The following is a 24,181-nucleotide window of genomic DNA, read 5'->3' as shown; positions in this document are numbered from 1 at the left end:
GCTGTACTCCCGCCGGCGTGGCCGGCCATCGTTTGAAAACTGTTCCATCGTCTCCACGATCCTCCAAGCGTGGACACGATGCCCGCTTCTCACGGCGCTTTCAATATGGGGTCACCGGACGGATACGTTGTTCTATCCCGGCAACTGGCAATCAACGACGATTGAGCAGTTCATCGAAGCTGTCGATGCGTACATTCGTTGGTACAACGAAAAACGTATCAAGGTATCTCTGGGACGTTTAAGTCCTGTGGAATACCGGCACAAACTTGGCCTAGCCGCATAAAAACCAGTCCAAGTTTTTATCCGCATCCCCGCCGGAGGCTAGTGGGTCACTTCTGGGTGGAAATCAACAGTCGTGCTCCAGGATTTGCCTGGCTGCTTCATTCTCGAGTTCTTCGAGGTAACGTTGGCAGCTCATAAGGACTCCTGATGGAACGAGGAGGCTCTGAACTAGCTATGAAACTCAGGTCGATCCAAGTTGGAATCTCACGACTGAGATTCAAAGATGTGTGGCGTTGTCTTAGGTGAGGCAGGTAATGAAATCCCAATTTTGGTGATCCCGCTTGAGGATGTCGCGAAAGCGGTACCGCCGTGCATCCGCGCTATAGCCGCAACGATGGCCAGTCCTAAGCCGTGATTGAGATTTGCATGTGCGCGGGACGCATCAGCACGATAGAACCGATCAAACAGGCGTGGCAGATGGATGGGATCGATCTCCGCTCCTCGGTTGATCACCGCAATGCTAACGTTGTCACGTTTGCCATCGGGTGTCTCCACTACGCTTTGGGAGATCTCGATAGTGATCGTTGATCCGGCTTCTGCATAGCGTGAAGCGTTGCCTAAAAGATTGGATAGTGCACGGCGAACCAAACGCGCATCCACAGCAACACTTGCATCTCCATCGATTAGAACTTGAAGGTGCGCTTCTTGAAGCACTGCCTCATGGAACTCGGCCACTTCTGAGGCAAGCTCTGCAAGACTCACTTTGGCGGATCGCCGCGCTTCAGTACCGCGGTCTGCGTGTGACAGAAACAGCATGTCAGCCACGATTCCGGCCATGCGCTGTAGATCCTCTAGGTTGGAGGCCAAGATGTCCTGTAGTTCAACAGCACTACGCGGTTTACGAAGCGCCAACTCGCAACTACTGATCAAGGTGGTCAACGGTGTGTTTAGTTCGTGTGCCACGTCAGCATTGAACGCCTCCATTTGTTGATAGGCGATGGCCAGTCGGTCAAGCAATGCATTGAACTGTGCGATCAATGGTCTTAATTCTTGAGGTTGATGGCTATCATCTAAACGGCGATGCAAGTCTTGCGCAGAAAGGCTTCGCGTTTGATCCACCAGTAGGCGTAAAGGCTTGAGTCCTATGCGAACAAGCCATGTGCTCGCAAATGAGACCAGCAATGCACCCGCCACGGCGGCAATGCCCAGGGTCCAGGCCAGACGATTAAGCAGTCGGTCATCTGGTCTACGGTCTAGCAACAGGACCGCTTGCATTGGCTGCAGGCCGTCGTTAACTGTCGGAACTTCCACTGAAAATTTGCGAACTGCAACCCGGTCGTCATCTTCAGGTTGGCGCAAAAGTTCAAATGCGCTTTTACCGGAGGTTGGCACCAGGCGTAAAGACAGTTCGTCATGCCCCGTGACGAAGTCGTTAAGCATGTGGTTCAAGGCCTCCGGGGAGTGAACCCCTCGGCTCTCGCTTAACAGGTGCTCGATTGCTGTTTTCTTGTGATCTAAGGTGTCTTGCTGACGTTCCGACAGCGTGACGGAGATCACGAAATAGACAGCAATGCATACAAAACCGAGGCCAACAATGGTTTGCAGTGCTAAGGCGCGGGCTAAACGTCGAGCTAAATGTGGTGCAGCGGTCTTGCTCATGTTGTGCGAGATTCGAGCACATAGCCCATGCCACGGACGGTGTGGAGGAGATGTTGCTCAAAAGGCTGATCAAGCTTTAGCCGCAGGCGTCGGATAGCGACCTCTACCACGTTGGTCTCACTGTCGAAATTCATATCCCAAACCTGAGATGCCAACTCTGTTCGTGTTAACACTTCCCCTTGGCGGCGTAATAGAAGGCTAAGCAAATTGAACTCTTTGGCCGTGAGCTCGATTCTCTGGCCCGCCCGCGTGGCCCTACGACGAATTAGGTCTAACTCTAAGTCAGCTAAGCGCAGAGTCGTCGCTTCGGGGGCGGCTTGGGCAACGCTGGGGCCACTGCGCCGTAATAGAACATGCAGGCGTGCGACCAGTTCAGAAAATGCAAATGGCTTAACGAGATAGTCATCGGCGCCACACTGCAGTCCCTTGACGCGATCCTCAACCTGGCCACGGGCAGTCAACATCAGTACAGGTGTTTGTTTCGTTTGCCTCAGCGCAGCTAGCACGGCTAGGCCATCGATGCCCGGAAGCATGCCGTCAAGCACGATCAGGTCATAGTCCATTTCACTGGCCAGGTGCAGACCGTCAATACCGTTGTGGGCTACATCCACAGTGAAGCCCTCTTCCGCCAGACCCTTGTTTAGGTAATCGGCGAGCTTGATCTCATCTTCTACAACCAGGATTTTCATGCTGACTATTCTGAGATAGGCGCACGCATTTTGAAAATGACAAATTTGTCATCCGGCTGTCAGGATGGTGAGGGGAGCACTTTATTATAGTGGCAGCGCCCACCCGCTTTCTATTCCTCACCTGGGCAATGTATCGCCCGGCTGACTTTGGATTGCACGGGTAGGAGTTTTAACAATGATTTCTTCGTCGTCTCATCGTGCTGGCCGAGCAGCTAGTGCGTTGCGTCATGCGTTGTTGTCCACCAGTTTGGCTTTAACTGGCGTGGCAGGCATAGCGCAGGACAATCCTGCCAATAAGGCGTCTCTGGCACCACTGACTCTGGACACTGCAGTAGCACGCGCTATCGACCAACACCCTCGTTTACGAGCTGCCCAGCGCGGTCTTGAGGCAAGCGATGGAGCCGTTCTGCAAAGTAAGGCGAGGCCTAACCCTGCGCTCTCGTATTCACAAGAAGATACGAGCAGAGATAAACGTACCACGACGGTTCAATGGACCCAAATGCTGGAAATCGGTGGCAAGCGCGATGCGCGCATGCGTGCTGCAGCACGTGGCCGAGATGTGGCTGAGGCGGAGCTGGATGCCGCCAAAGCTAATCTTGTCGCAGATGTCCGACTCGCATTCTTCGGGTTGTTAGTCGCACAGCAGCGTGAAGTCCTCGCAGGACAAACTCTTGACATCGCTCGAAGCGCGCGTGAGGCTGCATCGAAGCGTGTAGCAGCGGGCAAGGCAGCGCCCCTAGAGGCCAACCGGGCCAGTGTCGCTGAGTCCAGTGCAGAGCTGGAGCAAGCCCAAGCTCAGGCCGCAAAACGAGTGGCTCGTCAACAATTACAGGCCCTTATAGGAGAGGGAGGCCCTGTATTTGGTGATGCGCAAGGCAAACTTGACGCGTTGCCTACTGTTCCGGAAATTGGGGTTCTTCAAAGCCGCTTGGAGCAGTCGCCTTCCATTCAGCAAGCTCGCTTCACTGTTGAACAGAGCCGGGCGACCGCAGATCTGGAGCGCGCAAAGCGAATTCCTGACCCAACGGTGAGTCTAGGTATGAAGCGCGCTCAAGAGACCGGCAATCAACTCGTAGTCGGCGTCTCCATTCCTTTGCCTGTGCTCGATACCAATCGAGGAAATCAGTTGCAAGCCCTCCGCCTGGCTGACCAAGCTGAAGAGCGCTTGCTAGCTACCCGGTTGGAACTTCAGTCTCAACTTTATGCGGCGCGAGAGACGCTAGAGGCAAGTCGTAAACAAGCTATCCAACTGTCTGAACGCGTGCTGCCGACTGCACAAGTCGCCTATGAGGCGGCAAGCAAAGGATTTGCGCTAGGGAAATTCGGCTATCTGGACGTACTTGACGCGCAACGCTCTTTGTTTGATGTACGTAGTCAATACCTGGACCAGTTAATGGCCACACATCGTGCTTCGGCCGATATCGAACGCTTGTTGGGCACAACAGACGAGTAAGTTTTTTGCACAGATCATCAACATGAACGATACAAAACCATCTCCATTTGGGACTCGGCGTACTCAGATTGCAATTGCTGCAATCCTAGTAGTTGGCGCTCTTTCTGCTGCACTAATTCTTCGCAGTGGTCCAGACAGCAGCAGTGCTAAAGGTGCCGGAGGTCAGGGGCACTCAGAAGCCGCTAGCCACGCAGACACAGAACATCACGGCGAGAAGCAAAGCGGTGATCACAAAGATGAAAAAGGACACGCAGATGGTGAGCACCATGATGAAAAAGAGCAAAAGGACGGAGCCAAGTCTGCAGAGAAGAAAAGCGCCGAAGGTGCTCATGATGACGATGAAGGTCTAATCCAAATGGATTCGCAGCGTATGCAGGCTGCAGGCATTCGAACCGCAGAGGTCGGCGCTGCAACTGTTCGCTCAGTACTGCAACTTCCGGGGGAAATACGCTTCAACGAAGACAAAACGGCTCACGTTGTCCCTCGAGTCCCTGGCGTCGTCGACTCGGTACCCGCCAATCTCGGGCAGGTTGTAAAGAAGGGGCAGTTGCTGGCTGTGTTGAGCAGTGCGGCTGTTTCTGAGCAACGAAGTGAACTTCAAGCCGCTAGCCAACGCTTAGCACTGGCGCGTACAAGCTATGCCAGAGAGCAAAAGCTGTGGGAGGAGAAGGTATCGGCTGAACAGGATTACTTGCAGGCTCGGCAGACACTGCGCGAGGCAGAAATTGCCGTTTCAAATGCTCAACAGAAATTGGCAGCCAACGGCGCCGGAGGCGGTGGCGGTGCACTAAACCGATTTGAATTAAGGGCTCCTTTTGACGGAGTGATCGTCGAGAAGCATCTCGCCGTCGGTGAAGCTGTTCAGGACACTACCCAAGTTTTCACAATCTCAGACTTGCGCTCCGTTTGGGCTGAAATGAGGGTTGCAGCATCTGACTTGCCCGCCGTGAAGGTAGGGGAAAAAGCAACTGTCAAAGCGACAGCATTCTCGTCGTCTGCGACTGGGGTGGTTGCTTACGTGGGTGCTCTGATTGGCCAGGAAACACGTACCGCTCCTGCTCGAATCACTCTAGAGAATCCTGAAGGTGCGTGGCGCCCAGGTCTATTCGTTAATGTGGAGTTGACGGCCTCTTCGCAACAAGTGCCAGTGGCGGTAGCTTCCAGTGCTATCCAGCGTCTGGACGGCCAAAACAGTGTTGTGTTTGTGCCCGTCAAGGGGGGTTTCCGAGCTCAACCTGTACGCGTTGGTCGCTCAGATCCCCAGACAACAGAAATTCTTGAAGGGCTGAAGTCCGGCCAGTCCTATGTGACTGAAGGCAGCTTCATGCTTAAGGCCGAACTGGGCAAGGCTACAGCCGAGCACGCACACTAAGCAAGGGCTGCAAATGTTCGAACGAATTATCCGATTTGCCATTGAGCAGCGCTGGCTGGTCATGGTTGCCGTTCTGGCCCTAGCGGCTCTTGGCGTATACAACTATCAACGCCTCGCTATTGATGCTGTACCTGACATTACCAATGTTCAGGTACAGATCAATACGCAGGCCAGCGGCTACTCACCGCTTGAGACTGAGCAGCGAGTCACTTACCCAATTGAAACGGTGATGGCCGGCCTGCCCAATCTGGAACAGACTCGCTCGCTGTCGCGCTACGGCCTGTCGCAAGTGACAGTAGTGTTTAAAGATGGCACTGACATCTACTTTGCTCGCCAGTTAGTCAACGAACGCATCCAACAGGCCCGTGACAATCTTCCCGCTGGTGTCACTCCCACGCTGGGACCTATCTCTACAGGTTTGGGTGAGATCTATCTTTGGACCGTTGAGGCCGAGGACGGTGCAAAGAAGGCAGATGGAACGCCTTACACACCTATGGATCTGCGCGAGATACAGGACTGGGTGATCAAACCGCAACTGCGTAATGTGCCTGGTGTCACTGAAATCAACTCTATTGGCGGGTTCGCGAAAGAGTATCTGGTTTCGCCACGCCCAGAACAGCTGGCGTCCTATGGTTTCACTCTTGCTGACCTGGTTGCTGCGTTGGAACGCAACAATACCAATGTGGGAGCTGGATACATTGAGCGTCAAGGTGAACAGTATTTGATCCGTGCCCCAGGTCAAGTCTCTGGCATTGCTGACATTCGAGAAGTGATCGTGGGTTCGGCTCAAGGCCAGCCCATACGTATTCGTGATTTGGCAGAGGTTGGCTTGGGTCGTGAGCTTCGCACTGGAGCTGCCACGGATAACGGCCGAGAGGTCGTGCTTGGCACGGTCTTCATGCTGATCGGGGAGAACAGCCGTGTGGTCTCGCAGGCTGTGGCTGCACGTATGGAGCAGATTAACCGCAGTCTTCCTGAAGGCGTGAAAGCGATCACGGTCTACGATCGCACAAACCTCGTCGATAAAGCCATCGCAACGGTCAAGAAGAATTTGGTGGAAGGTGCGGCTTTAGTTGTTGTCATCCTCTTCCTTTTCCTAGGCAACCTCCGCGCGGCCCTGATTACAGCGCTGATCATTCCGTTGTCCATGCTGTTCACCTTCACTGGCATGGTGCAATACAAAGTCAGTGCCAACCTGATGAGTCTGGGCGCTCTTGACTTCGGCATCATCATTGATGGCGCGGTGGTCATTGTGGAGAACTGCGTGCGTCGTCTTGCCCACGCGCAAGAAGCACGCGGACGCTCTTTGACGCGCAGTGAACGCTTCCACGAAGTATTTGCTGCAGCCAAGGAAGCGCGTCGGCCATTGTTGTTTGGACAATTGATCATCATGGTGGTCTATTTGCCAATCTTTGCGCTCACAGGTGTAGAGGGCAAGATGTTCCATCCCATGGCGCTGACTGTGGTGATCGCGCTTGCTGGCGCAATGCTGCTGTCCATTACCTTCATTCCTGCGGCGATTGCTCTTTTCATGGGCAACAAGGTTGCGGAGAAGGAAAATCGCCTCATGGTTTGGGCACGTCGCGTTTATGCACCAGCCCTTCATCGCGTCATGAGAGCTCCTGCAGTTGTTCTGACTGCAGCTGGTGTGGCGGTGGTGCTAAGCCTGCTGCTGGCAACGCGTCTTGGTAGTGAATTTGCACCAAACCTCAACGAGGGCGACTTCGCCATTCAGGCTCTGCGGATTCCAGGAACCAGCCTGACCCAGTCCCTTGAGATGCAAATGCAGATCGAGAAAACCTTGAAGAAAGAGTTTCCTGAGATCGACAGGGTATTTGCTCGTACAGGTACCGCGGAGATTGCCTCTGACCCGATGCCTCCGAACATCTCGGACGGCTACATCATGCTTAAGCCGCAGTCCGAATGGCCGGATCCGGCACGTACACGAGACGATTTGCTGGCAGCAATTCAGGCAGCCGCAGATCGAGTTCCAGGCAACAATTTCGAGTTCTCTCAACCTATTCAACTGCGCTTCAATGAGTTGATATCGGGTGTGCGTAGTGATGTCGCTGTAAAGATTTTTGGCGACGACATGACTGTGCTGGAGAAGAACGCACAAGCCGTCGCAGGCATGTTGCAGCAAATTTCTGGAGCCTCTGAAGTCAAGGTCGAACAGACCACAGGCTTGCCAATGCTCACCGTGAAAATCGACCGTGAGAAGGCCTCGCGCTATGGTTTGAACATGGGTGACGTGCAAGACACCATCAGTACGGCACTGGGCGGTCGTGAAGCCGGCACAGTTTTCGAAGGCGACAAGCGATTCGACATTCAGGTTCGCTTGCCGGACGAAGTGCGCAATGACATGGAAGCGATAGGACGCCTACCTATCGCGCTTCCACGCGGTACGGATGGCCGACTTGGTTTTGTTCCGCTTTCGGCCGTGGCTAGTTTTGATATCGCACCAGGCCCTAACCAGGTGAGCCGAGAGGATGGTAAGCGCCGCATCGTGGTGAGTGCCAACGTGCGCGGACGTGATATTGGATCTTTCGTCACAGAAGCACAACAACGCCTCGAATCGCTGCAACTGCCTGCCGGCTACTGGACCCGATGGGGCGGAACCTTCGAGAACCTCGAGTCGGCTAGAAAACGCTTGACGATTGTTGTGCCGGCAGCATTGCTGATGGTCTTTGTCTTGCTGTTTGCAATGTTCGGCAATGTTCGTGATGGTCTCATCGTGTTCACGGGCATTCCGTTTGCGCTGACAGGTGGCATCTTGGCGCTCTGGATGCGCGGTATTCCTTTATCCATCTCGGCAGCGATCGGGTTTATCGCGCTGTCAGGCGTGGCAGTGCTCAATGGCTTGGTGATGATTGCCTACATCCGATCGCTGCGCGAAGAAGGAAAGCGCCTATATGAAGCAGTCACTGAAGGTGCTTTGACCCGACTGCGGCCAGTTCTGATGACCGCGTTGGTTGCATCGCTAGGCTTTGTTCCGATGGCCATCGCAACGGGCACAGGCGCGGAAGTTCAGCGCCCCTTGGCCACAGTGGTGATCGGCGGGATCTTGTCGTCGACTTTGCTGACCCTTCTCGTGTTGCCATTGCTTTATAGCTTGATACACCGCAAGGATCTCTCCGAGACGGAGGATGAGCAGGTGTTGGCGTCTACTGAGGAAAAGCCAGCCTGATACAAGTAGTTCAATTCACCTCATAAAAGCCATGGCCTCTAAGGCCATGGCTTTTTTCTTGTAACAATACTTAATATGACAACATTGTCACATTCCTGTTGGCAATCTGTCGGTGGGTATTTTCTACACTTAAGCCATCTTCTCTGAATAGACGACTTTCTTAGATGGAGAAGAAAATCAATTCACTTAAGGAGTATTAAATGGCTCACCGTAAAATTTTTGCATCTCTCACCGCCGCAGCCGCAATGGCAACCGTTATGGCAATGCCTGGCGTCGCAGTCGCAGATACGTACTGGCACCCCACAAATAATGAGGCTGGTGTAAAAGTATACCCCGAGCATTTCAAGAGCTCTCGAACCCGTGACCAAGTTCGTGAAGAAGCAGCGAATGCCGTACGAGAGGGCGGGGACAATCGACTGCGCAGCGGAAACTACCCAGCTGAGGCGAAAGGTACGGAGCCCGAAAAGACACGTCAGCAAGTTATCGACGAACTGATTAAAGAAACCCCTTCGCAGCGAGATGCTCGTAACCAAGCTATAGCTGGGTAATCAGTAATATTTTCTTGGCGTGGATTCGTGGTAACACGATCCACGTTTTTTTTCGCTCAAAAAATGACAAAAATGTAATCGGAATGTCATCGTGCAGATCAGATTTTATCTCTAGGATTGTGGGTTTATATAAATTCAAAAATAGTTTCATTGAGAAGCTGAATAGTTCTTGATTAAATTCTTTTCGTAAAATGAAGACTTTAAATAAAATAAGTGAATTCCTGCGCTCTAGTGGCATGCAATCAACACGCATGATCATTGGAGTTAGTATATGGATTGCTATTTTTTCTAATTATTATCTTTGGCTGAAGATATCTAAACTAGGTGAAGAATCGAATATAAGTTTAATAATATCTTTTGTTTTTATATTGATTGGTGTGAATATTTTTTCGATTTCTGTTTTGGGATGGGGGTGGCTTTTAAGGCCAATTGCCAGCATCTTTGTAGTCGGTGCGGCTTCAGGTGCCTATTTCATGCAAGCATACGGGATTGTTATTGATTCCAATATGATAACTAATGTGCTTCAAACAGACTTCAATGAAGCCTCGGATCTGATTAACTTGCAGATGATTTTCGTGATCTTGCTGCTGTCGTTGCCTCCATTGTGGTTTATATGGCGCAGAAATTTCTCAAAATCTACTTTTGGCAAACTGATATTGCAACGTTTGATGCTTGCTCTCCTGGGGATTTCAATAGCAGTGGTAAGCCTAATTGTTTCTTTTCAGGCGTTCTCCTCAACCATGAGGAACCATAAGGAGATTCGCTATTTGATTAATCCATACAACGGACTATATGCGGTTTTCAAGAAAATTGACGATTCCCAGAAGAGGAAATCTAAAGATTTGGTAAAAATAGGAGAAGGAGCATACATTGAAGGGACTATAGACCCTATAGTATTTCTTGTAGTCGGAGAAACCGCTCGTTCAGATCATTTGGGGTTGAATGGCTATTTAAGAGATACCACACCTTTGCTATCAAGTCGAAAAGACATTTTGTCATTTAAAAATGCCTGGGCTTGTGGAACGAGCACCGCAGAGTCATTGCCGTGCATGTTTTCTCATTTATCAAGAGAGGAATTTTTTGATCGAAGCGAAAATTACGAAAATTTATTAGATGTTCTAAAAAGGGCAGGATTGGATGTCCTTTGGGTTGACAATCAATCAGGGTGTAAGGGGGTATGTGCGAGAATACCTGCTAGTAATCAAGAGATTATCGAAGGTAATATCAATTGCAGAGATGATGGCTGTTTTGATGCAGCAGTGTTGAACAATCTCCAAAAGAAAATTGAAGACTTGCCAAAACCTGGCAAAGCTAAAGGAACCGTTATTCTAGTTCACCAAATGGGAAGCCATGGTCCAGCCTATTACAAGCGCTCTTCATCAGATAGAAAAGCCTACTTCCCAGAGTGTGACTCTTCAGCTCTGCAAACCTGCAGTCGAGACCAAGTAGTTAATGCATATGACAATAGCATAAGAGAGACTGATTATTTCATTTCGAATGCAATTGATTGGATTAAGGAAACATATCCAGATCGACCAACTGCAATGATGTATGTCTCAGATCATGGCGAGTCTTTAGGAGAAAATAATATATACCTCCATGGCCTACCTTATAGTTTGGCACCCGATGCTCAGAAACGGATTCCTTGGATCGCTTGGTTCTCTGAATCATTTAAGCGCGAGAAATTCGACGAAAATGGATGTGCTGCTCTATTAGACGTTGATGCCAAGATAAGTCATGATAATTATTTCCATTCGGTTTTGGGAATGATGAATGTAAAGTCTGAGATCTACAATCCTGATCTTGATATTTTTAAAAAATGCAGGAAGTATTGATTTTTGAAGCGATGTTGAGCAAATGGGTTTCTGACTATCTGGTTGGATAAAGGCATAGCATGGTTTGTCGCTATCAGTGGCAAACAGGGGCGTAGCCCGAAGGGGGATGCGAACAAATGCTAGGACTACCAGGATTTAGTTCATATTCTCATACGAAGACAGGATTCGTGCAGTTGAACGTTACTTCAAGCTTGGCTTGCGTATCAGGGCCACAATTCGCCAGTTGGGATACCCAATCAAGAACGCATTGAAAGGCTGGTATCAGCACTTCCTGAAGTATCAGGATTTGTCAGTAAGCCAAGCGCCAAGAGCACCGAAATATTCGCTGCAGCAAAGACAGGCAGCGGTTGCTCATTACCTCGTCCACTATCACTGTATTGCTGCCACGATAAGGGTTTTAGGTTACACGGGTCGAGGAACCTTGTCGTCTTGCGTCACGGCGATATTCCGAACCAGGCTAAGCCGACCATGACCATGGGCTTCGCGGCATCCGAAAAGAAGATGCTAAAGGTTGGAGATAAGGTGAAGTCCTAAGCAGAGGTGATCAATGGCAAGGCATGGTGACGGAGCTGAAACCAAGTCGCTGATAGAAAAGAGCCTGCCGTCCACGGCAGGCTCTTTGTTCAAGACATTCGTTTAGGCAGCAGACCGTACTAGCAGAGCTCCAAACTCGCAAGTCATCGTGGGCTTTCGTTTACTTTCTGCCAACAGCCGAAGATTGGCCTAAAGCAGGCATCCATTAGTGGCAGCACAGGTGTGTGCTTCAGGCTATTGCTGTTTGAAACTCCCCTATGGATCATGTTTTTGCCGGTGCCTGAAGATCTTTGAGAGTCAGGGTGCTCGGAGCATAGTCGGAGCACCCTACCAAGGGGGCCTATTAATCTCAAACGATTCGGGGGTTCCGAGCCTTCACGGCGTTCATGGCAAAGCCCGCTAAGGCAATGGCAAGCACCAAAGCTTGCGCAATCGCGGTTTCCGCTGACGGATAGATGCCAAGCACTTCAATGCGCGGCCAATGGATCGGGCTCGCGCTCAACCAGCCAGCCTCCTGGAGGCCAGCAACCCCCTTGCCAGCGAGCACTACCGCGAGCACCGCAACCAGGATCGAACTGAGGCTGAAGAACTTACCAATCGGCATGCGCGCACTGCTCCGCAGCATAAGCCATGCAATGACGGCCAGGATGGCCACTCCGCATACCAATCCGCCTAGCAAGGCACTGTTGTTGCCGTCACTGGTCAGTGCAGAGTAAAACAACACGGTCTCAAACACCTCGCGGTAGACGGCGATGAACGACAAGGCGAACAATGCCCACGCTGAACGCCGCGTCATGGCTGCCGAAAGTTTGTCCTTTAGGTAGGCCTGCCACTTGCCCGCTGCGCTTTTCTGGTGCATCCAGAGCCCTACGCTCAGCAGCACAACGGCCGCGAACAGTGATGAAACCCCCTCGGTTACCTCACGGCTTGCGCCGCTGATGCTCATGAAGTAGGTGGCCACCGCCCAGGTCAGACCACCGCAAGCCAGTGCGGCCACCCAACCACCATGCACATAGCCCAGCACATCGCGTCGCTCTGCCTTCTTCAGGAAAGCCAGCATTCCCACGACGATCAACAGCGCTTCAACACCTTCACGTAGCAGGATCGTGAGGGAGGCAACGAAGGTGGTTAATGGATCTGCCTTATTAGCGCCGAGTTCGGCGTCCACCTGGGCAAACAGATCGTCCAGCTTCTGTGCTGTGGCATCGGCTTGTTCCAACCGCCCACCGGCGAGCGCACCGCGATAGGCCAGCATGGCGTTTTCGACTTCTGTGAGAAGTGCCTGGTTGCGTGCGCGCAATGCAGGCTCAAGCGGCTCAAAACCATCCAAGTAAGCCGACAGGCCCAGTCGTGTTGCGCTGGCCCGGTCGCCCGCGCGCGCCGCGGCAAGGCTCTTCTGAAGGAGTGAGCGGGCCAGGGTTAGTCCGCCAGAGCCGCTCGCAACAGCGGTGACTTCTGGGTGGCTACGAACATATGCGGTGAGGTCGCGAGCTGCGTCTGGTGCTATCAGTTCGGATAAAGCGGCTTCGGTCAAGGTCGCTGCAGCAGCTAGATCGGGAAAGACAGTCTTGGCGGCGGTGTCTCGAACCCAGGATTGTTCGCCGCGAGCACGCATGGCATCGTCATGCGACAGTGTTCCTGTGAAGAAGGCCAGCGCCCAACGATCCTCGTCAGCGAGCGTGCCGAAGCCCTGCATCGATGTGCCGGTCACGCCTTGAGAAATGACCTGGTACAGCGCGAGCACACTTCGCGAACGGGCACGATCATGATCGGTGAAGGCGATCGGGGGCGGGTCTAGCTTGGTGCTGAGTGGGCCGTCGCCAGCACCAGTTGCCCCGTGGCATGACGCGCACTTGGCTTCAAACAGCACCTTAGCGCGTGCGAGATCCGGTGGCTGAGTCGGAGATAGCGGAAACGGATAGGCTTTGACCAACGCCGCTGCCAGCGAATTGGCGCTGTCGGCCACTGCTTTGGCATCCGCCTTTGCGGCAATGAGGTCTACTAGCACTTTGGCCTGCCGCTGCAACTCGGGCAGCACCGCAGTGCTCGGCAATGCGGCTAGCTGCAGCACAGCGGTTGCCGCGAATTCCTTCATTTCTTCGTATTCACTCGCACTTTGAATCTGGCCGTTGCTTACTGCGCCACCGTAGTCAACCGCCAGGTAGTCCAGCAACTGCCAGGTCTGCTTAGCCTGATCGCTGGCAGCAGGGTCGGCAGCCCAGGCGGGAGAAGCAGACCAGAGCACAAACAATGCGGCTATTGCCAGGAATCTTCTGGCGTAAAGAGAAAGCATTTTCATGATATGGAAGTGTTATTGATTCTCATTTAATTCAGGATATGGCCCACTGGGCGTTGCTCAAGGCCGTTCGGCATAAGTTTCTAAAAAGGAGGTTTGCTTGTTGTAGGCAAAAAATGACTCAACCAAAAACGCCGCATAACTTAGGTTGCATTTATCGATCGAGTCACAGCCAACTGTGCTGAATGCCTATAAGAGGCAACATATTCATCTTCGTCATGGTTGCTGAACGATTACGTGACGAGCACTGCCAAGATTAGTGTTCCCAGTGCAATGCGATACCACGCGAAAACTCCAAATCCATGTCCGGTCAGATAGCGCATCAGAAGGCGTATGGCAAGCAGCGCAAATACGAAAGAGGCAAGGAGACCCATTACAAAAACGCCGATGTCGTCGCTCGACAATGCGTTCCAGTGCTTAAAGAGGTTGTATCCGGAGGCGGCCCCCAAGACTGGAATGCCAAGGAAAAACGAAAACTCCGTCGCCGCCTGGCGTGAAGCCCCGAACCATAGCCCGCCGATAATCGTCGCGCCTGAGCGAGAAGTACCCGGCCAAAGTGCAAGGCACTGCACGAAACCAATCTTCAATGCGTCGATTCGGCTGATCTCTTCGGCACGCTCGGCCTTTACATGCACGGGCCGCCGCTCGGCCCACAGAATCGCGATACCACCGATTACGAGTGCGACGGCCACTGGCCCTGGGCTAAATAGCAGCCTCTGCACATGAGATCCAATCAGCAATCCGAGCACTGCCGCAGGCATGAATGCAATGGCGAGGTTCACTAAGAACCGGCGAGCGCCCTGATCGGCACGCGCTGAGACAACAACGTTTGCCAGACGAGCCCTATATTCCCAGATGACCGCGAGCATCGCGCCGAACTGGATGAACACTTCAAAGACGTCGCGTTTCTCTTTCGCAAGGAATGAGAGCGCATTGCCCGCCAGGATCAAGTGCCCTGTCGAGGAGACTGGCAAGAATTCCGTGATGCCTTCGACGACGCCCATCATTAGCGTCTTGAGAACAAGTTCAGCGTGCATTTGCAGGCGGCATTGGTAGAGTCGAGTGGGACATCAGTTTCTCCGAAGCGATGTTCACGGCTCCGCATGTGTCAATGAAAAGATGGATCATCTTGCTGGCGTATGGGAATCTGCGCCGTTTCGTTCATGGCCGCGAAAAGCAGCGATCAGCAGAAACCCCGCTCCCAGGGTGATGCCAATGTCGGCTGCATTGAACGCCGGCCAGTGCCAATCACCCCAATGGAAATCGAGCCAGTCCACCACGGCCCCGTGCCGCACGCGATCAATAACATTGCCGAGCGCGCCTCCGAGAATTGCCGCATAGCCCACAGCCTCAGGTGTTGCAGTCTTCTCGCGGGCAATAAGCCAGGTGAGAAAGGCAGAAGCAGCGATGCCAAGAGCAACTAAAAAGCTGCGTTGCCATCCACCCGCCTGCGCCAAGAAGCTGAAGGCCGCACCTGGATTCAGCCAATGCCCGATGTTGAACCATGGTGTGATTTCATGGGAGCCATACAAAGGAATCCACGCGACGATGGCCGCCTTGGTCGCTATGTCGGCGGTAAGCACAGTCACGGCCAGCAGGTATACCCACAAATTAGTCCTCTTAATGGCCATGGGGCTTGATTTCCTCAGACGACCGCAGCAAGCGCATCCCATTGAAAACGACGGCCAGGCTAGCCCCCATGTCGGCCAGAATCGCCAGCCACAGACTTGCATGTCCAGTAAAAGCCAAGGCCATGAACACCGCCTTTGTCCCAAGCGCAAACACGATATTGGCCGTCAAGATGCCTGCAACGCGTTGCGATAGCCGGATGAACTCAGGAAGCTTGCGGAGGTTGTCTTGCATCAAGGCGACGTCAGCCGTTTCGATCGCTGTATCGGTACCAGCAGCGCCCATCGCAAAGCCTATGCTCGACTTGGCCAACGCTGGCGCATCGTTAACGCCATCCCCAACCATACCAACTGGCCCGCGTGCGAGTAGCCCTTCGATTGCCAACAGTTTGTCCTGCGGAAGTAGTTCGCCCTTGGCGTCGGTGATGCCCACCTGCGCAGCCACAGCTTGCGCGGTTTTCGAATTATCGCCAGTCAACATGACTGGCTCGATCCCCAGCGACTTGAGTTCGGCGATTGCTTGCCGGCTGGTGTCGCGCACCGTGTCGGCCACGGCCAGCAGGGCGAGTACTTGCTGTTCAGTTGCGAGGAGCACAACGGTCTTGGCCTCGTTCTCCAACGCATCGAGCTGAGTCTCGATCTCGAGTGTTGAAAGTCCCAGCTCTTTGATCAGCCGGTGGTTGCCGACGTAATAGACATCTCCATCGACGTTGCCTTTGACGCCTCGTCCAGGGATCGCTTCGAACTTGCCCACCTGAGCATGCGGTTGGTTGTAGCTGGCCACGATGGCAGAGGCCACAGGATGCTCCGACAGCGCATCGATGCTCGCAGCAATCCGCAGAACTTCTTCCCTCGGCTGGCCACGCAACGGTACGACATCGGTCAGAGAAGGGCGACCATGGGTCAGGGTCCCCGTCTTGTCCAAAGCCACCGATTTCAGGTGTCGCCCTTGTTCGAGGTAAAGACCGCCCTTGACAAGAATGCCCCGGCGTGCGGCCGCTGCCAGGCCGCTGACCACGGTAACCGGCGTGGAGATCACCAATGCGCAGGGGCAGGCAATGACCAGCATCACCAGCGCTTTGTAGACCCATTCGAACCAGGGCTGCCCGAAAGCGAACGGAGGAATGACCGCAACGGCGAGAGCAACCGCGAAGACCGCCGGTGTATAGATGCTGGCGAACTTGTCCACGAAGCGCTGCGTGGGTGCGCGTTGCCCCTGCGCTTCCTGCACCGATCGTGCAATACGGTCGAGAGTGGTTTCACCCTTTCGAGAGGTAACGCGGAACTCCAGCGTGCCGCGCTCGTTGATGGTACCGGCGAATACCGTGGCACCGGCGGTTTTCTCCACGGGCATGCTCTCACCGGTGATCGGCGCCTGGTTTACCGATGATTGGCCCGCGACGACTTCACCATCCAATGCGATGCGTTCGCCCGGACGCACCCGTACAATGCTGCCGAGTGGCACGGAATCCGCCTTGACTTCATGCCATTGCCCGTCCGGCTGGCGTACCAATGCGTTCTCCGGCGCCAGATCCATCAGCTTGCGGATGGCATTGCGGGCCCGATCCAGGCTCAAGGCCTCAATCATCTCAGCGATACCGAAGAGCCAGATCACCACCGCTGCCTCAGGCCACTGCCCAATCAGGGCCGCACCGATGACGGCGACCGTCATCAACAGGTTCATGTTCAGCGAGCGCGTCTTCAGCGCAATCCAGCCCTTTTTGAGGGTCTCGACCCCACCCAAGCTGATGGCCACGAGGCACGCAAGAATGATGGGCCAGGAGGCCTCGGATGCCCCCGCAAAGACCATGGCCTCTGCGCCGAGCGCTAGTACGCCGGAGACCGCCATCCGAATCCATTGCCCGCGCGAGATGCTGGTGCCGAAATCACGGGGCGCAGGTGGCTCTGGGTCAGAGGTGCTTTGGAGCACTGGAGCCATGCCGAGTCGCTCAATCGCGGTCGTCACCGGAGCCAGATCGGCAAGATCGTGGCTCACGGTAAGCGTACGACCCATAAGATTGAAATTCAGTGCTTTCACCCCTGGCATACCTTCGAGCGCCTTGCGCAACAGCCCCTCCTCGGTTGGACAGTCCATTTTTTCGATGAGGTAGATGGCTTGGCCCTGCGGCGCGGTGTCGCCGCTGCGCTCGATGCTGGCCTTCATGCCGACATCGTTCAGCGCCTTGAGGATCGGCGCAGGGTCCGGCAAATGATGCAGCACATCCAGCCGTCGCCCCATCAGGTTGAAATCCAGTCGCTCAATACCGTTGATTGCACCCAGGCGCTTACGGATTGTTGCCTCTTCGGTGGGGCAATCCATATTCGGAATAAGGAAGCGTGTACCGTTGCCTGGCACTGGTGTCCGGATTGAAGACGCCACCATGCGAGGGGGGAGGGCTTCGACAGCGATTGGCATGCTACCCGCCGTCTTTTCTACCGGCTGCATACCCAGATTCACGATGGCCTGGGCAATCGGAGTGGTATCGGTGAGCGTATGGGATACCGTCAACGTGTGGGCCTTCAGGTCGAAGTCCAACTTCTGTACCCCTTCCAAAGGCTCCAGCGTTGCGCGCAACTGGCGTTCTTCGCTGGGGCAATCCATTTGCTGGATGAGATAGACAAGCTGCGAAGACCTGGGCTGCACGACCGCCTGCATGCCAATGTCGTGAAGTGCACGCAGGATTGCATTTTGGCCGGCAGGCTCATGCACTACTTCCACGTAATGAGCGGGCAAGTCAAAAACTACATCTTGGATGCCATCAATTTGCGCTAGCCGCTTGCGGATCTGGGCTTCCTCACTAGGGCAGTCCATATTGCCTATGAAAAAACCCGTCACGAGCGGCGCAACTGTCGCTTTCGTGATTCCTGTAGCGCACCCACATGTTGAGCCGCAAGTTGCTTGCGTCATTGCATTGTTCATAGTCAGTTGTCCTTGAATTCCTGATCGCTGGTTCGCTGCACGTAGTAACGGCATCAGATGCGACAGCGCACTCTGATTGATCATCACGCCGTCACTTGACTTCGGAGCCTATCTAGCGCATCATTAAAAACCCTAAAGCAGATTGAGAGTCAAGGGAAACCCGCAACTAGTGCCAGGGAATACAGAGTGAAGATCGGTGAATTGGCCAGCGCGACAGGGGTGCAGATCCCAACAATTCGTTTCTACGAGCAGGAGGGATTGCTGCCACCTGCAGCGCGCACGGCAGGCAACTACAGGCGATATGACGAATCGCACGTCCAGCGACTAGCGTTTGTGCGAAATTGCCGCTCGTTGGATATTGGGCTGGACGATATCCGGTCTTTACTTCAATTGAAAGATAGGCAGCGTGAACCTTGCGGCGAGGTCAATGAGCTTCTGGACAAACATATCCTGCAGTTAGTCAAACGCATTGAGGAGCTGAAGGCTCTCGAGGGACAGTTGATCGCTCTTAGAGCGCAATGCTGTTCCGGGCAGGTCGTCGAGCTGTGTGGAATACTTGATGGCCTGTCGTCGGCGTTGCAAAGTCCGGTGCCAACGATGTTATGAAAAATATCGGCCGTCTACTCAGCGAACCCAAGAGTTTGACTCGAAAGAGATTTGATTTACACGCGGCGTCTGCATCGATGATGGACTTTCAGTGTATTGCGCATACTTGCACTGGTACTTCTGATTTGATCGCGCAACGTTGACAATCTGAACCTCAGTCGGTTCGATACATAGAAGCTTCACGCCCAGCCTTCGAGGGATGTGGAAGTCACTCAATTTGGATCGTGTGGAATGCACGATCGCCCAGGGAAACATGAAGATCCATTTCACATCGTTGGGGCTTCTTATGCTCAAGTTCTTTATCGCACTCATCGGCCTGTTTTGGCGAGTCCTCCTCATCGTTGGAGGCCTAGTGCTTGGCTCGCTCTGGAATGCTGCTTGGGCCTTCTTCACTTCGCCCATGACGGATGATGAGGAAAGCACCTCGATCTCCTGCGCTTACGATGCCCATACTGCATTCCAAAATGGAGAAATTGGTATGGGTGAACTTCAGTATTGGTGCGAACAAGAAGAAGACCTTTAACTAGCTGTCAACGTTTTAATCGAACGCTAGACCCCTTACCAGCTTTGTTAGAGAGGTTGTCTGCTTTGTTAATGCTGGAGTTTTCAAGCCCAAGTCGATAGCCCGCCCACGCCATCATGGAACTCCAGATGAGTGGAAGTGCAATGAACATCATTGCCAATAAAGTGTTAAGAATCATGCGCTTGTATAGTTGCGGCTGACCGGAGCTCACGCTTTGCGTAATCTCTTGCATCAATGCAGATCCGGTCAAACCTGGGTACATCGCATCGATTAAATGGGCGTCAACCCATCGGGCCACATACCACATGACGGCCCAAAACTTAACTGTGAATATTGCTAATCCACCAACCACCATCACTTTCAAATCGTAGCAACTAATCACTACGATCAATGGCAGGAACATATACAACGCCATCAGTACAAGTGCTTGGAGCATGGGAAGCATATTCAACAATGGGACCATGCCGAGTGAGGATTCAAATGCCTGTTTACCTACTCCGATGGTACTAATCCCCCCTGTGACAGTACGCCACGCGTTCGTGCCCTTGCCATAGTCGTCGCCCAGCATCTTGTCAGGACTAACAAATGTCGGGTTGGCCTTCTCAAAGGCTAGCTTTGCCATGGCATCCTTGGCCTCATCTGTCGAACTAAACGTGATAGTGTTTTGGGCGACTTGCAAGAGACTCCGCCATGTCGAGGTGTTGCTGGTGAGGCGCTCTCGCACTCCTCCTGTAGCAGCGTCAGCTTCCCACCATTGCTTGCAAGTTGGGCGCCCCCAGTCCGGGTTCATAAAGCCCTGATCCGAACCGCCACCTTGCATGTATTCGCTGTCGCGATTGAAGTCGATGCTCCAGCCAGGCACCGGGTTATATGAGCGCATCACGTCATAGAAACCGGGCTCTGTTCGGAAAAACTGGCTGCCCACCCAGTCCACATCCGTGGGGCCATAGATGCTCCCCTCTGCGAGAATGCCTCGGCCGTTTGCTGAGATCTGATTCTTGTCCATCGAGAAATACTGGCTGCGCGCAGGCACAAAGCACTCGCTGTAGAAGCGCTGCACATCGTGCAACAGAGCCGGATCTTCAATCGTGGCCATCCTGGCCAGATCTGCTACGACGCGCAGATCGCGTTCAGAGCTGGTCATGCCCGCCCGAAAAGCGCCATTGATGCCAGAGGACAGCCCCATGACGCTGTACCACCACAAGGGGACATAGGACAGGTTTCCAGATCGGGCAAAAGACCCATTCACCGCGTCGGCCATCGCTCGGTCGTAGCCCGAGTTCGTCCCACCCTGTGTCGACACGACCTGAGGCTCAGAACCATCTGCAGCTCGCTCTGGCTTGTAGCTGAGATTGATGTTGTGCAGCGAGGTGAGAGGCGTGGTGGCGAAGCACAGGGCCATAACCAGCAATGCTGTAATCAGCTTGGTCTGTATGGACTCGATGAGAGCCAGCACGCCGTTAAACCCTGCGCCTTCTTCTTTAGCGCTATGCCACGCGCTAAACGCGATGAGCGCGAAGGGCAGGGCGGCCAGGCCGGTTCCGGTCAAAATTTCGCCGAGAAGGTTGGCGAATGCCCAGCCGTAGAGCGTCGTAAAAAGTTCAAGATAGCTATCGAGCTGCATATCGATCAGGAGATAAGGCCCATGATGAATCGGGCAATATTGCCCGCGCCTATTGGCACGAGTGCCAGGTACATCGTCAGCATGCCGGCAACGCGCCAGCGCATCGCCAGCACCGCCCGCAGCTCATGCTTGGCCACGTAGCCGCGTCTGAATCCCCAGGCCACGATCGGACGCCAACTGACAATCACCCAGCAGCACAGGGCGGTCTGAGTAAGCGTCCCGAGTTGCGCGCCCTTGCGAAACCACGCTGAGACAGAGACGACCTGTGAGGGCTCCAGCTTGAGCAGCCAGGTCAATAAGGTGCCGCCAATCAAAACGATCAAGGCACCGTAGATGAGCCAGGGCAGCCAACGACGAAGCCGCCCCTTACGCTTTGGAACCGACTCAGACGCTTCCACGACTTTTTCGGTGTCGGTCATCTTGTGCTCACACGTCCGTCGACCAACGGCGCAGGATCTGCACGCGTGCCGCCTTGCACATCCATCGACGCGGCCCCGGCTTGCTGCTGGTTGCCCATAATCGACAAAGCTGTCTCGCCGGTCATTTCTTTCCGAATGCGGAACTCAAACATCATGTCGTTGATGTACTGAGTCAGGCGGTCAATCTTCGTCTGCACCTCGGATCTAACGGGAGCAGCGCCCGTGGCCTCGGGCAGGCTCATACCGGAGATCAGCGCGTTACGCGCGATCAGTGCCTTGTCGATGGTCTTGTAGACCGCAACCTCCTGGGCCAGGCGGTTAATGGCCACGGACCGCACATCGGTCGGCAGCTTGCGCACGGCGTCCATCAGCTGTGGGCTCACGGCCATGCCGGGAGCGCTGACCTTGGCCAGGTCGGCATGGCTGCTTGAAGTGCTGAAGCCCATATTGCGCATCGTGGGCAGTACCTCGTCCAGCTCGCGCTCAAACTTCGGTGCAAGGCCAGTCGCCGTCGAGGTGATGGTGGGGCTCGGGCAATCGGAGCCTTGGGTGCACATATAGATTTTCTGATCACCAAGGACCTCAGAACTCCAACGGGCTAAGTCTTCAGGTGTCTTGAAAGCCTGGACCAGTCGTGTCGATGCCAGAGAGGAGCTACCGTAGTTCGCCGTTGCCAGCGAATTGGCAGCCTTGTTGATCGTGACGTTGTAGCCAGCCACCGCCAGGTCACGGATCGGCTGAATCGGTGGCGTGCCAGCACCCCCAGCGCGGGTACCGAACACCCATGGCAGCCCCGCACGCTGGCCAGACTCGTTCTTGTTGATATCGAGCTTGGCATTCACCACGCTGCCGCCCGCGTTGGCCTTTACCTTCCAGGCATCGCCCTTTGCCAAAGCAATGTACTCCTCATACGGGTCTTGACCATTCTTAATCATCGACTCCATCTCTTCGCAGGTCTTGAGCGACGCGGACACCAATAGATCCGCCTTTTGGCTGAAGTTCTGAAAGAGTTGGTAAAGGCCAGGCTGTGCGCGCTGGAGGAAGTACAGCGGCAAGGCCGAGATGCCCGCCTGGACGGCTCCAGTGATGGTTGCACCCAGGTTCTGAATGCTGTTCATGAGATCCGACCAGGAGAGGCCAATGTCAAATTTTCCGCAGGAATAGTTTGCGCGGACGCCAGCGCCCAGCTGCATCGACAAGGCACTGCGATGGGGCGCAGCGCTGATTGGAGAGCCGCCTCCCATCCGGTAATAAAGACCTGAAGACGTAATCGTCTGTGCGGCAGCCGGTGCCACGACCGAGGGAGCCAGCACGCAGGCCAGGCTCACGGCCACGCAGATCCGCTTGAGGCGCAGAGAAGGGGAATGTGTGATTGTCATAGTGATACTGGAGTGGGAGGTCAAGGCACGGAATAGAGATAGACACCACGGCGCCGGCAACAGGTGTACTTTTGCCAAAGATTCCAGGCGTAGCCGTCATCGGAACTGGTTGCACCGTCCCCAAAGGAGGTCAGTGAGAGCGAGTCGTTTTGGCCGAACTGCTGGCACCCGGACCAAGCCTGCGGATACAACATCTGCCATTTGCGTTTCTCCCCATAGTTGAAGTAGCGATAGCCACCGGAGGGCTGGACACGCGAATAGATGTGCGGCTGAGCCTCCTTGTAGATGATCGAGGCGACCCTCTCAGCCAGCACGGCTGAGGCCTTCACGGGGTGCGACTGGATGATTTCTCCGGTGCGTGGGTAAACGTTGCCCCAGGTCTGCGTGTAGCCAGACCCGATCTCGCCTAATCCGGGCACCCAGGCCTGCGGGTAGATCATTTCCACGGGCACGATGCCGCGCCAGAAAGGCGCATCGAGCTCGCTTTGGAAGTGCAGGTTGAAATAGCTGGCTCCGCCAGGACAGAAGAGGGCACCTCCGGTGCTGCCCGAGAGTATTTCTGAGAGCTGCTGCAGACCGGCGATGCCTGCCTGAATCTGCTGCACTGTCTCGGCAATCTCCATCACCTGCTTCACGCCCTCAATGGTCTTGAGGATCGTTCCAAGGCTGGCCAGCAATGATTCCGAGCTCAACAGACCCTTGGCATCAGATGCCACAGTTTCTGCAATGCTGGCAGGCACTTGGGTCCACTGGCGCCCAATATTGGGTAGCTCCTTCGAGGGGAACTTGGCCAACTCGCTAACCGTGGGAAATGCGATGGACTTCGGCATTGTGAACATGCCGCCAGACGCGAGCATGCTGGCAAACATGCCGGCAGGATTGCCTATGGCATCCGCCCCTTTGAAGTTCGCCATGGCCGAGTTGCTGTCCAGGCCGCCGGCGGACGAGTCCAGCAGCCGTCCTGTCAGTGCAGATCCAGCCGTTGTCAACGTGGTGGCCACGACCGTGCCGATGTCGGTCCAAGGGTGGCGCAGCGGTTCGTTGTAGGTGCTGACCACCACGTCTGGCACATAGTGGGAGATCTTGATCGAGGTCCGAATCCAGCATCCGGTCCAGCCGCAGCTCAAGAAAAAGCACACGCCCTCGACGGAGTACGACACACAAGACAAGGCTGCCTTGGCCGTATTCGCGATGATGGCCGGGGTGGTGGTTCCTGCCATGGTGGTGGCCGGTGTGAGCACGGCGCACATCGAGGCCGTACTGACGGCCGCGACGAGACGGCGCAGC

General features: G+C 54.4%; 19 protein-coding genes and 1 pseudogene. 10 read left to right on the top strand and 10 right to left on the bottom strand.

Annotated features, from left to right (window positions below; all coding sequences use genetic code 11):
* A partial coding sequence (locus EIC84_RS26295) for an IS3 family transposase (RefSeq protein ID WP_240701969.1) occupies positions 1-283 on the top strand: 283 nt, incomplete at its 5' end.
* 203 nt (positions 284-486) lie between these two features.
* Here EIC84_RS26295 and EIC84_RS04440 read toward each other — a convergent pair.
* Both EIC84_RS04440 and EIC84_RS04435 read right to left on the bottom strand, forming a co-directional pair.
* Positions 487-1,881, bottom strand: a complete 1,395-nt coding sequence (locus EIC84_RS04440) for a heavy metal sensor histidine kinase (RefSeq protein ID WP_003062497.1) — start codon at positions 1,879-1,881, stop codon at positions 487-489.
* On the bottom strand, positions 1,878-2,570 hold the full coding sequence (locus EIC84_RS04435) for a heavy metal response regulator transcription factor (protein ID WP_003062499.1): 693 nt from the start codon (positions 2,568-2,570) through the stop codon (positions 1,878-1,880). The genes EIC84_RS04440 and EIC84_RS04435 overlap by 4 nt, the downstream gene beginning before the upstream one ends.
* A 175-nt stretch (positions 2,571-2,745) precedes the next feature.
* On the opposite strand from EIC84_RS04435, the gene EIC84_RS04430 reads away from it, so the two are divergent.
* The 7 genes and pseudogenes from EIC84_RS04430 to EIC84_RS26285 all read left to right on the top strand — a co-directional run bounded on the left by EIC84_RS04430 (position 2,746) and on the right by EIC84_RS26285 (position 11,499).
* Positions 2,746-4,023 (top strand): TolC family protein, encoded by a 1,278-nt coding sequence (locus EIC84_RS04430; protein ID WP_012838505.1) that lies wholly within the window; start codon positions 2,746-2,748, stop codon positions 4,021-4,023.
* 22 nt (positions 4,024-4,045) lie between these two features.
* The gene (locus tag EIC84_RS04425; RefSeq protein ID WP_034349613.1) at positions 4,046-5,395 is read left to right on the top strand and encodes an efflux RND transporter periplasmic adaptor subunit; all 1,350 of its coding nucleotides are present in this window, start codon (positions 4,046-4,048) and stop codon (positions 5,393-5,395) included.
* A 13-nt stretch (positions 5,396-5,408) separates the two neighbouring features.
* A complete protein-coding gene (locus EIC84_RS04420) occupies positions 5,409-8,582 on the top strand; it encodes an efflux RND transporter permease subunit (RefSeq protein WP_003055034.1) in 3,174 nt (1,057 codons plus the stop codon).
* Positions 8,583-8,782: 200 nt separating this feature from the next.
* Positions 8,783-9,130, top strand: a complete 348-nt coding sequence (locus EIC84_RS04415; RefSeq protein WP_003079124.1) for a DUF4148 domain-containing protein — start codon at positions 8,783-8,785, stop codon at positions 9,128-9,130.
* A gap of 251 nt (positions 9,131-9,381) precedes the next feature.
* A complete protein-coding gene (locus EIC84_RS04410; RefSeq protein ID WP_232096770.1) occupies positions 9,382-10,965 on the top strand; it encodes a phosphoethanolamine transferase in 1,584 nt (527 codons plus the stop codon).
* A 142-nt stretch (positions 10,966-11,107) separates the two neighbouring features.
* Positions 11,108-11,401, top strand: a pseudogene (locus tag EIC84_RS26290) (IS3 family transposase); the annotation flags it as partial.
* Positions 11,402-11,433: 32 nt separating this feature from the next.
* The gene (locus EIC84_RS26285; RefSeq protein WP_224651146.1) at positions 11,434-11,499 is read left to right on the top strand and encodes a hypothetical protein; all 66 of its coding nucleotides are present in this window, start codon (positions 11,434-11,436) and stop codon (positions 11,497-11,499) included.
* 349 nt (positions 11,500-11,848) lie between these two features.
* Here EIC84_RS26285 and EIC84_RS04400 read toward each other — a convergent pair whose 3' ends face one another.
* From EIC84_RS04400 to EIC84_RS04385, 4 genes are all read right to left on the bottom strand, one after another.
* Positions 11,849-13,798 (bottom strand): cytochrome c/FTR1 family iron permease, encoded by a 1,950-nt coding sequence (locus EIC84_RS04400; protein WP_003062510.1) that lies wholly within the window; start codon positions 13,796-13,798, stop codon positions 11,849-11,851.
* A gap of 230 nt (positions 13,799-14,028) precedes the next feature.
* Positions 14,029-14,832 (bottom strand): undecaprenyl-diphosphate phosphatase, encoded by an 804-nt coding sequence (locus EIC84_RS04395; protein ID WP_003055168.1) that lies wholly within the window; start codon positions 14,830-14,832, stop codon positions 14,029-14,031.
* Positions 14,833-14,919: 87 nt separating this feature from the next.
* Complete coding sequence (lspA, locus tag EIC84_RS04390; RefSeq protein ID WP_003062512.1) at positions 14,920-15,426, bottom strand: signal peptidase II; 507 nt, start codon at positions 15,424-15,426, stop codon at positions 14,920-14,922.
* Positions 15,416-18,343 carry a heavy metal translocating P-type ATPase gene (locus EIC84_RS04385; RefSeq protein ID WP_003062514.1) on the bottom strand — a complete coding sequence of 976 codons (2,928 nt, stop codon included), beginning with the start codon at positions 18,341-18,343 and terminating at the stop codon, positions 15,416-15,418. The genes lspA and EIC84_RS04385 overlap by 11 nt, the downstream gene beginning before the upstream one ends.
* Positions 18,344-18,529: 186 nt before the next feature.
* Between EIC84_RS04385 and cadR the strand changes: the two genes are divergently transcribed.
* Both cadR and EIC84_RS04375 read left to right on the top strand, forming a co-directional pair.
* Positions 18,530-18,949 carry a Cd(II)/Pb(II)-responsive transcriptional regulator gene (gene cadR / locus EIC84_RS04380; RefSeq protein ID WP_003079129.1) on the top strand — a complete coding sequence of 140 codons (420 nt, stop codon included), beginning with the start codon at positions 18,530-18,532 and terminating at the stop codon, positions 18,947-18,949.
* 253 nt (positions 18,950-19,202) lie between these two features.
* On the top strand, positions 19,203-19,472 hold the full coding sequence (locus EIC84_RS04375) for a hypothetical protein (protein ID WP_224648078.1): 270 nt from the start codon (positions 19,203-19,205) through the stop codon (positions 19,470-19,472).
* Between the two features lie 7 nt (positions 19,473-19,479).
* Here the strand turns inward: EIC84_RS04375 and EIC84_RS04370 are convergent, their stop codons facing one another.
* Genes EIC84_RS04370 through EIC84_RS04355 form a run of 4 tightly spaced genes read right to left on the bottom strand, consistent with a single transcriptional unit; the run spans position 19,480 to position 24,144 of the window.
* Positions 19,480-21,096, bottom strand: a complete 1,617-nt coding sequence (locus tag EIC84_RS04370) for a conjugal transfer protein TraG N-terminal domain-containing protein (protein ID WP_003055179.1) — start codon at positions 21,094-21,096, stop codon at positions 19,480-19,482.
* A gap of 5 nt (positions 21,097-21,101) precedes the next feature.
* Positions 21,102-21,515, bottom strand: coding sequence for a hypothetical protein (locus tag EIC84_RS04365; RefSeq protein WP_003055181.1), 414 nt, complete (start codon positions 21,513-21,515; stop codon positions 21,102-21,104).
* Positions 21,512-22,894: an integrating conjugative element protein gene (locus EIC84_RS04360; RefSeq protein ID WP_003055183.1), complete on the bottom strand. Its 1,383-nt coding sequence runs from the start codon at positions 22,892-22,894 to the stop codon at positions 21,512-21,514. The genes EIC84_RS04365 and EIC84_RS04360 overlap by 4 nt, the downstream gene beginning before the upstream one ends.
* A 20-nt stretch (positions 22,895-22,914) precedes the next feature.
* Entirely contained in the window at positions 22,915-24,144 is a 1,230-nt protein-coding gene (locus EIC84_RS04355; RefSeq protein WP_003062520.1) for a TraU family protein, read from the bottom strand.
* Positions 24,145-24,181: the final 37 nt, after the last annotated feature.

It is taken from the genome of Comamonas sp. A23 (genome assembly GCF_004522605.1).
In the GTDB taxonomy this organism is placed as follows: domain Bacteria; phylum Pseudomonadota; class Gammaproteobacteria; order Burkholderiales; family Burkholderiaceae_C; genus Comamonas; species Comamonas thiooxydans.
This window is presented reverse-complemented; position numbering and strand designations above follow the sequence as displayed.

What these genes read in the sequence shown, in the direction of transcription:
- EIC84_RS04440 (WP_003062497.1), bottom strand. Translation starts at nt 1,881, where the DNA reads ATGAGCAAGACCGCTGCACCACATTTAGCTCGACGTTTAGCCCGCGCC.
- EIC84_RS04385 (WP_003062514.1), bottom strand. Translation starts at nt 18,343, where the DNA reads ATGAACAATGCAATGACGCAAGCAACTTGCGGCTCAACATGTGGGTGC.
- EIC84_RS04365 (WP_003055181.1), bottom strand. Translation starts at nt 21,515, where the DNA reads ATGACCGACACCGAAAAAGTCGTGGAAGCGTCTGAGTCGGTTCCAAAG.
- EIC84_RS04395 (WP_003055168.1), bottom strand. Translation starts at nt 14,832, where the DNA reads ATGCACGCTGAACTTGTTCTCAAGACGCTAATGATGGGCGTCGTCGAA.
- EIC84_RS04430 (WP_012838505.1), top strand. Translation starts at nt 2,746, where the DNA reads ATGATTTCTTCGTCGTCTCATCGTGCTGGCCGAGCAGCTAGTGCGTTG.
- EIC84_RS04435 (WP_003062499.1), bottom strand. Translation starts at nt 2,570, where the DNA reads ATGAAAATCCTGGTTGTAGAAGATGAGATCAAGCTCGCCGATTACCTA.
- EIC84_RS04355 (WP_003062520.1), bottom strand. Translation starts at nt 24,144, where the DNA reads ATGTGCGCCGTGCTCACACCGGCCACCACCATGGCAGGAACCACCACC.
- EIC84_RS04400 (WP_003062510.1), bottom strand. Translation starts at nt 13,798, where the DNA reads ATGAAAATGCTTTCTCTTTACGCCAGAAGATTCCTGGCAATAGCCGCA.
- lspA (WP_003062512.1), bottom strand. Translation starts at nt 15,426, where the DNA reads ATGGCCATTAAGAGGACTAATTTGTGGGTATACCTGCTGGCCGTGACT.
- EIC84_RS04410 (WP_232096770.1), top strand. Translation starts at nt 9,382, where the DNA reads ATGATCATTGGAGTTAGTATATGGATTGCTATTTTTTCTAATTATTAT.
- EIC84_RS04420 (WP_003055034.1), top strand. Translation starts at nt 5,409, where the DNA reads ATGTTCGAACGAATTATCCGATTTGCCATTGAGCAGCGCTGGCTGGTC.
- EIC84_RS04415 (WP_003079124.1), top strand. Translation starts at nt 8,783, where the DNA reads ATGGCTCACCGTAAAATTTTTGCATCTCTCACCGCCGCAGCCGCAATG.
- EIC84_RS04370 (WP_003055179.1), bottom strand. Translation starts at nt 21,096, where the DNA reads ATGCAGCTCGATAGCTATCTTGAACTTTTTACGACGCTCTACGGCTGG.
- EIC84_RS04360 (WP_003055183.1), bottom strand. Translation starts at nt 22,894, where the DNA reads ATGACAATCACACATTCCCCTTCTCTGCGCCTCAAGCGGATCTGCGTG.
- EIC84_RS04375 (WP_224648078.1), top strand. Translation starts at nt 19,203, where the DNA reads ATGAAGATCCATTTCACATCGTTGGGGCTTCTTATGCTCAAGTTCTTT.
- EIC84_RS04425 (WP_034349613.1), top strand. Translation starts at nt 4,046, where the DNA reads ATGAACGATACAAAACCATCTCCATTTGGGACTCGGCGTACTCAGATT.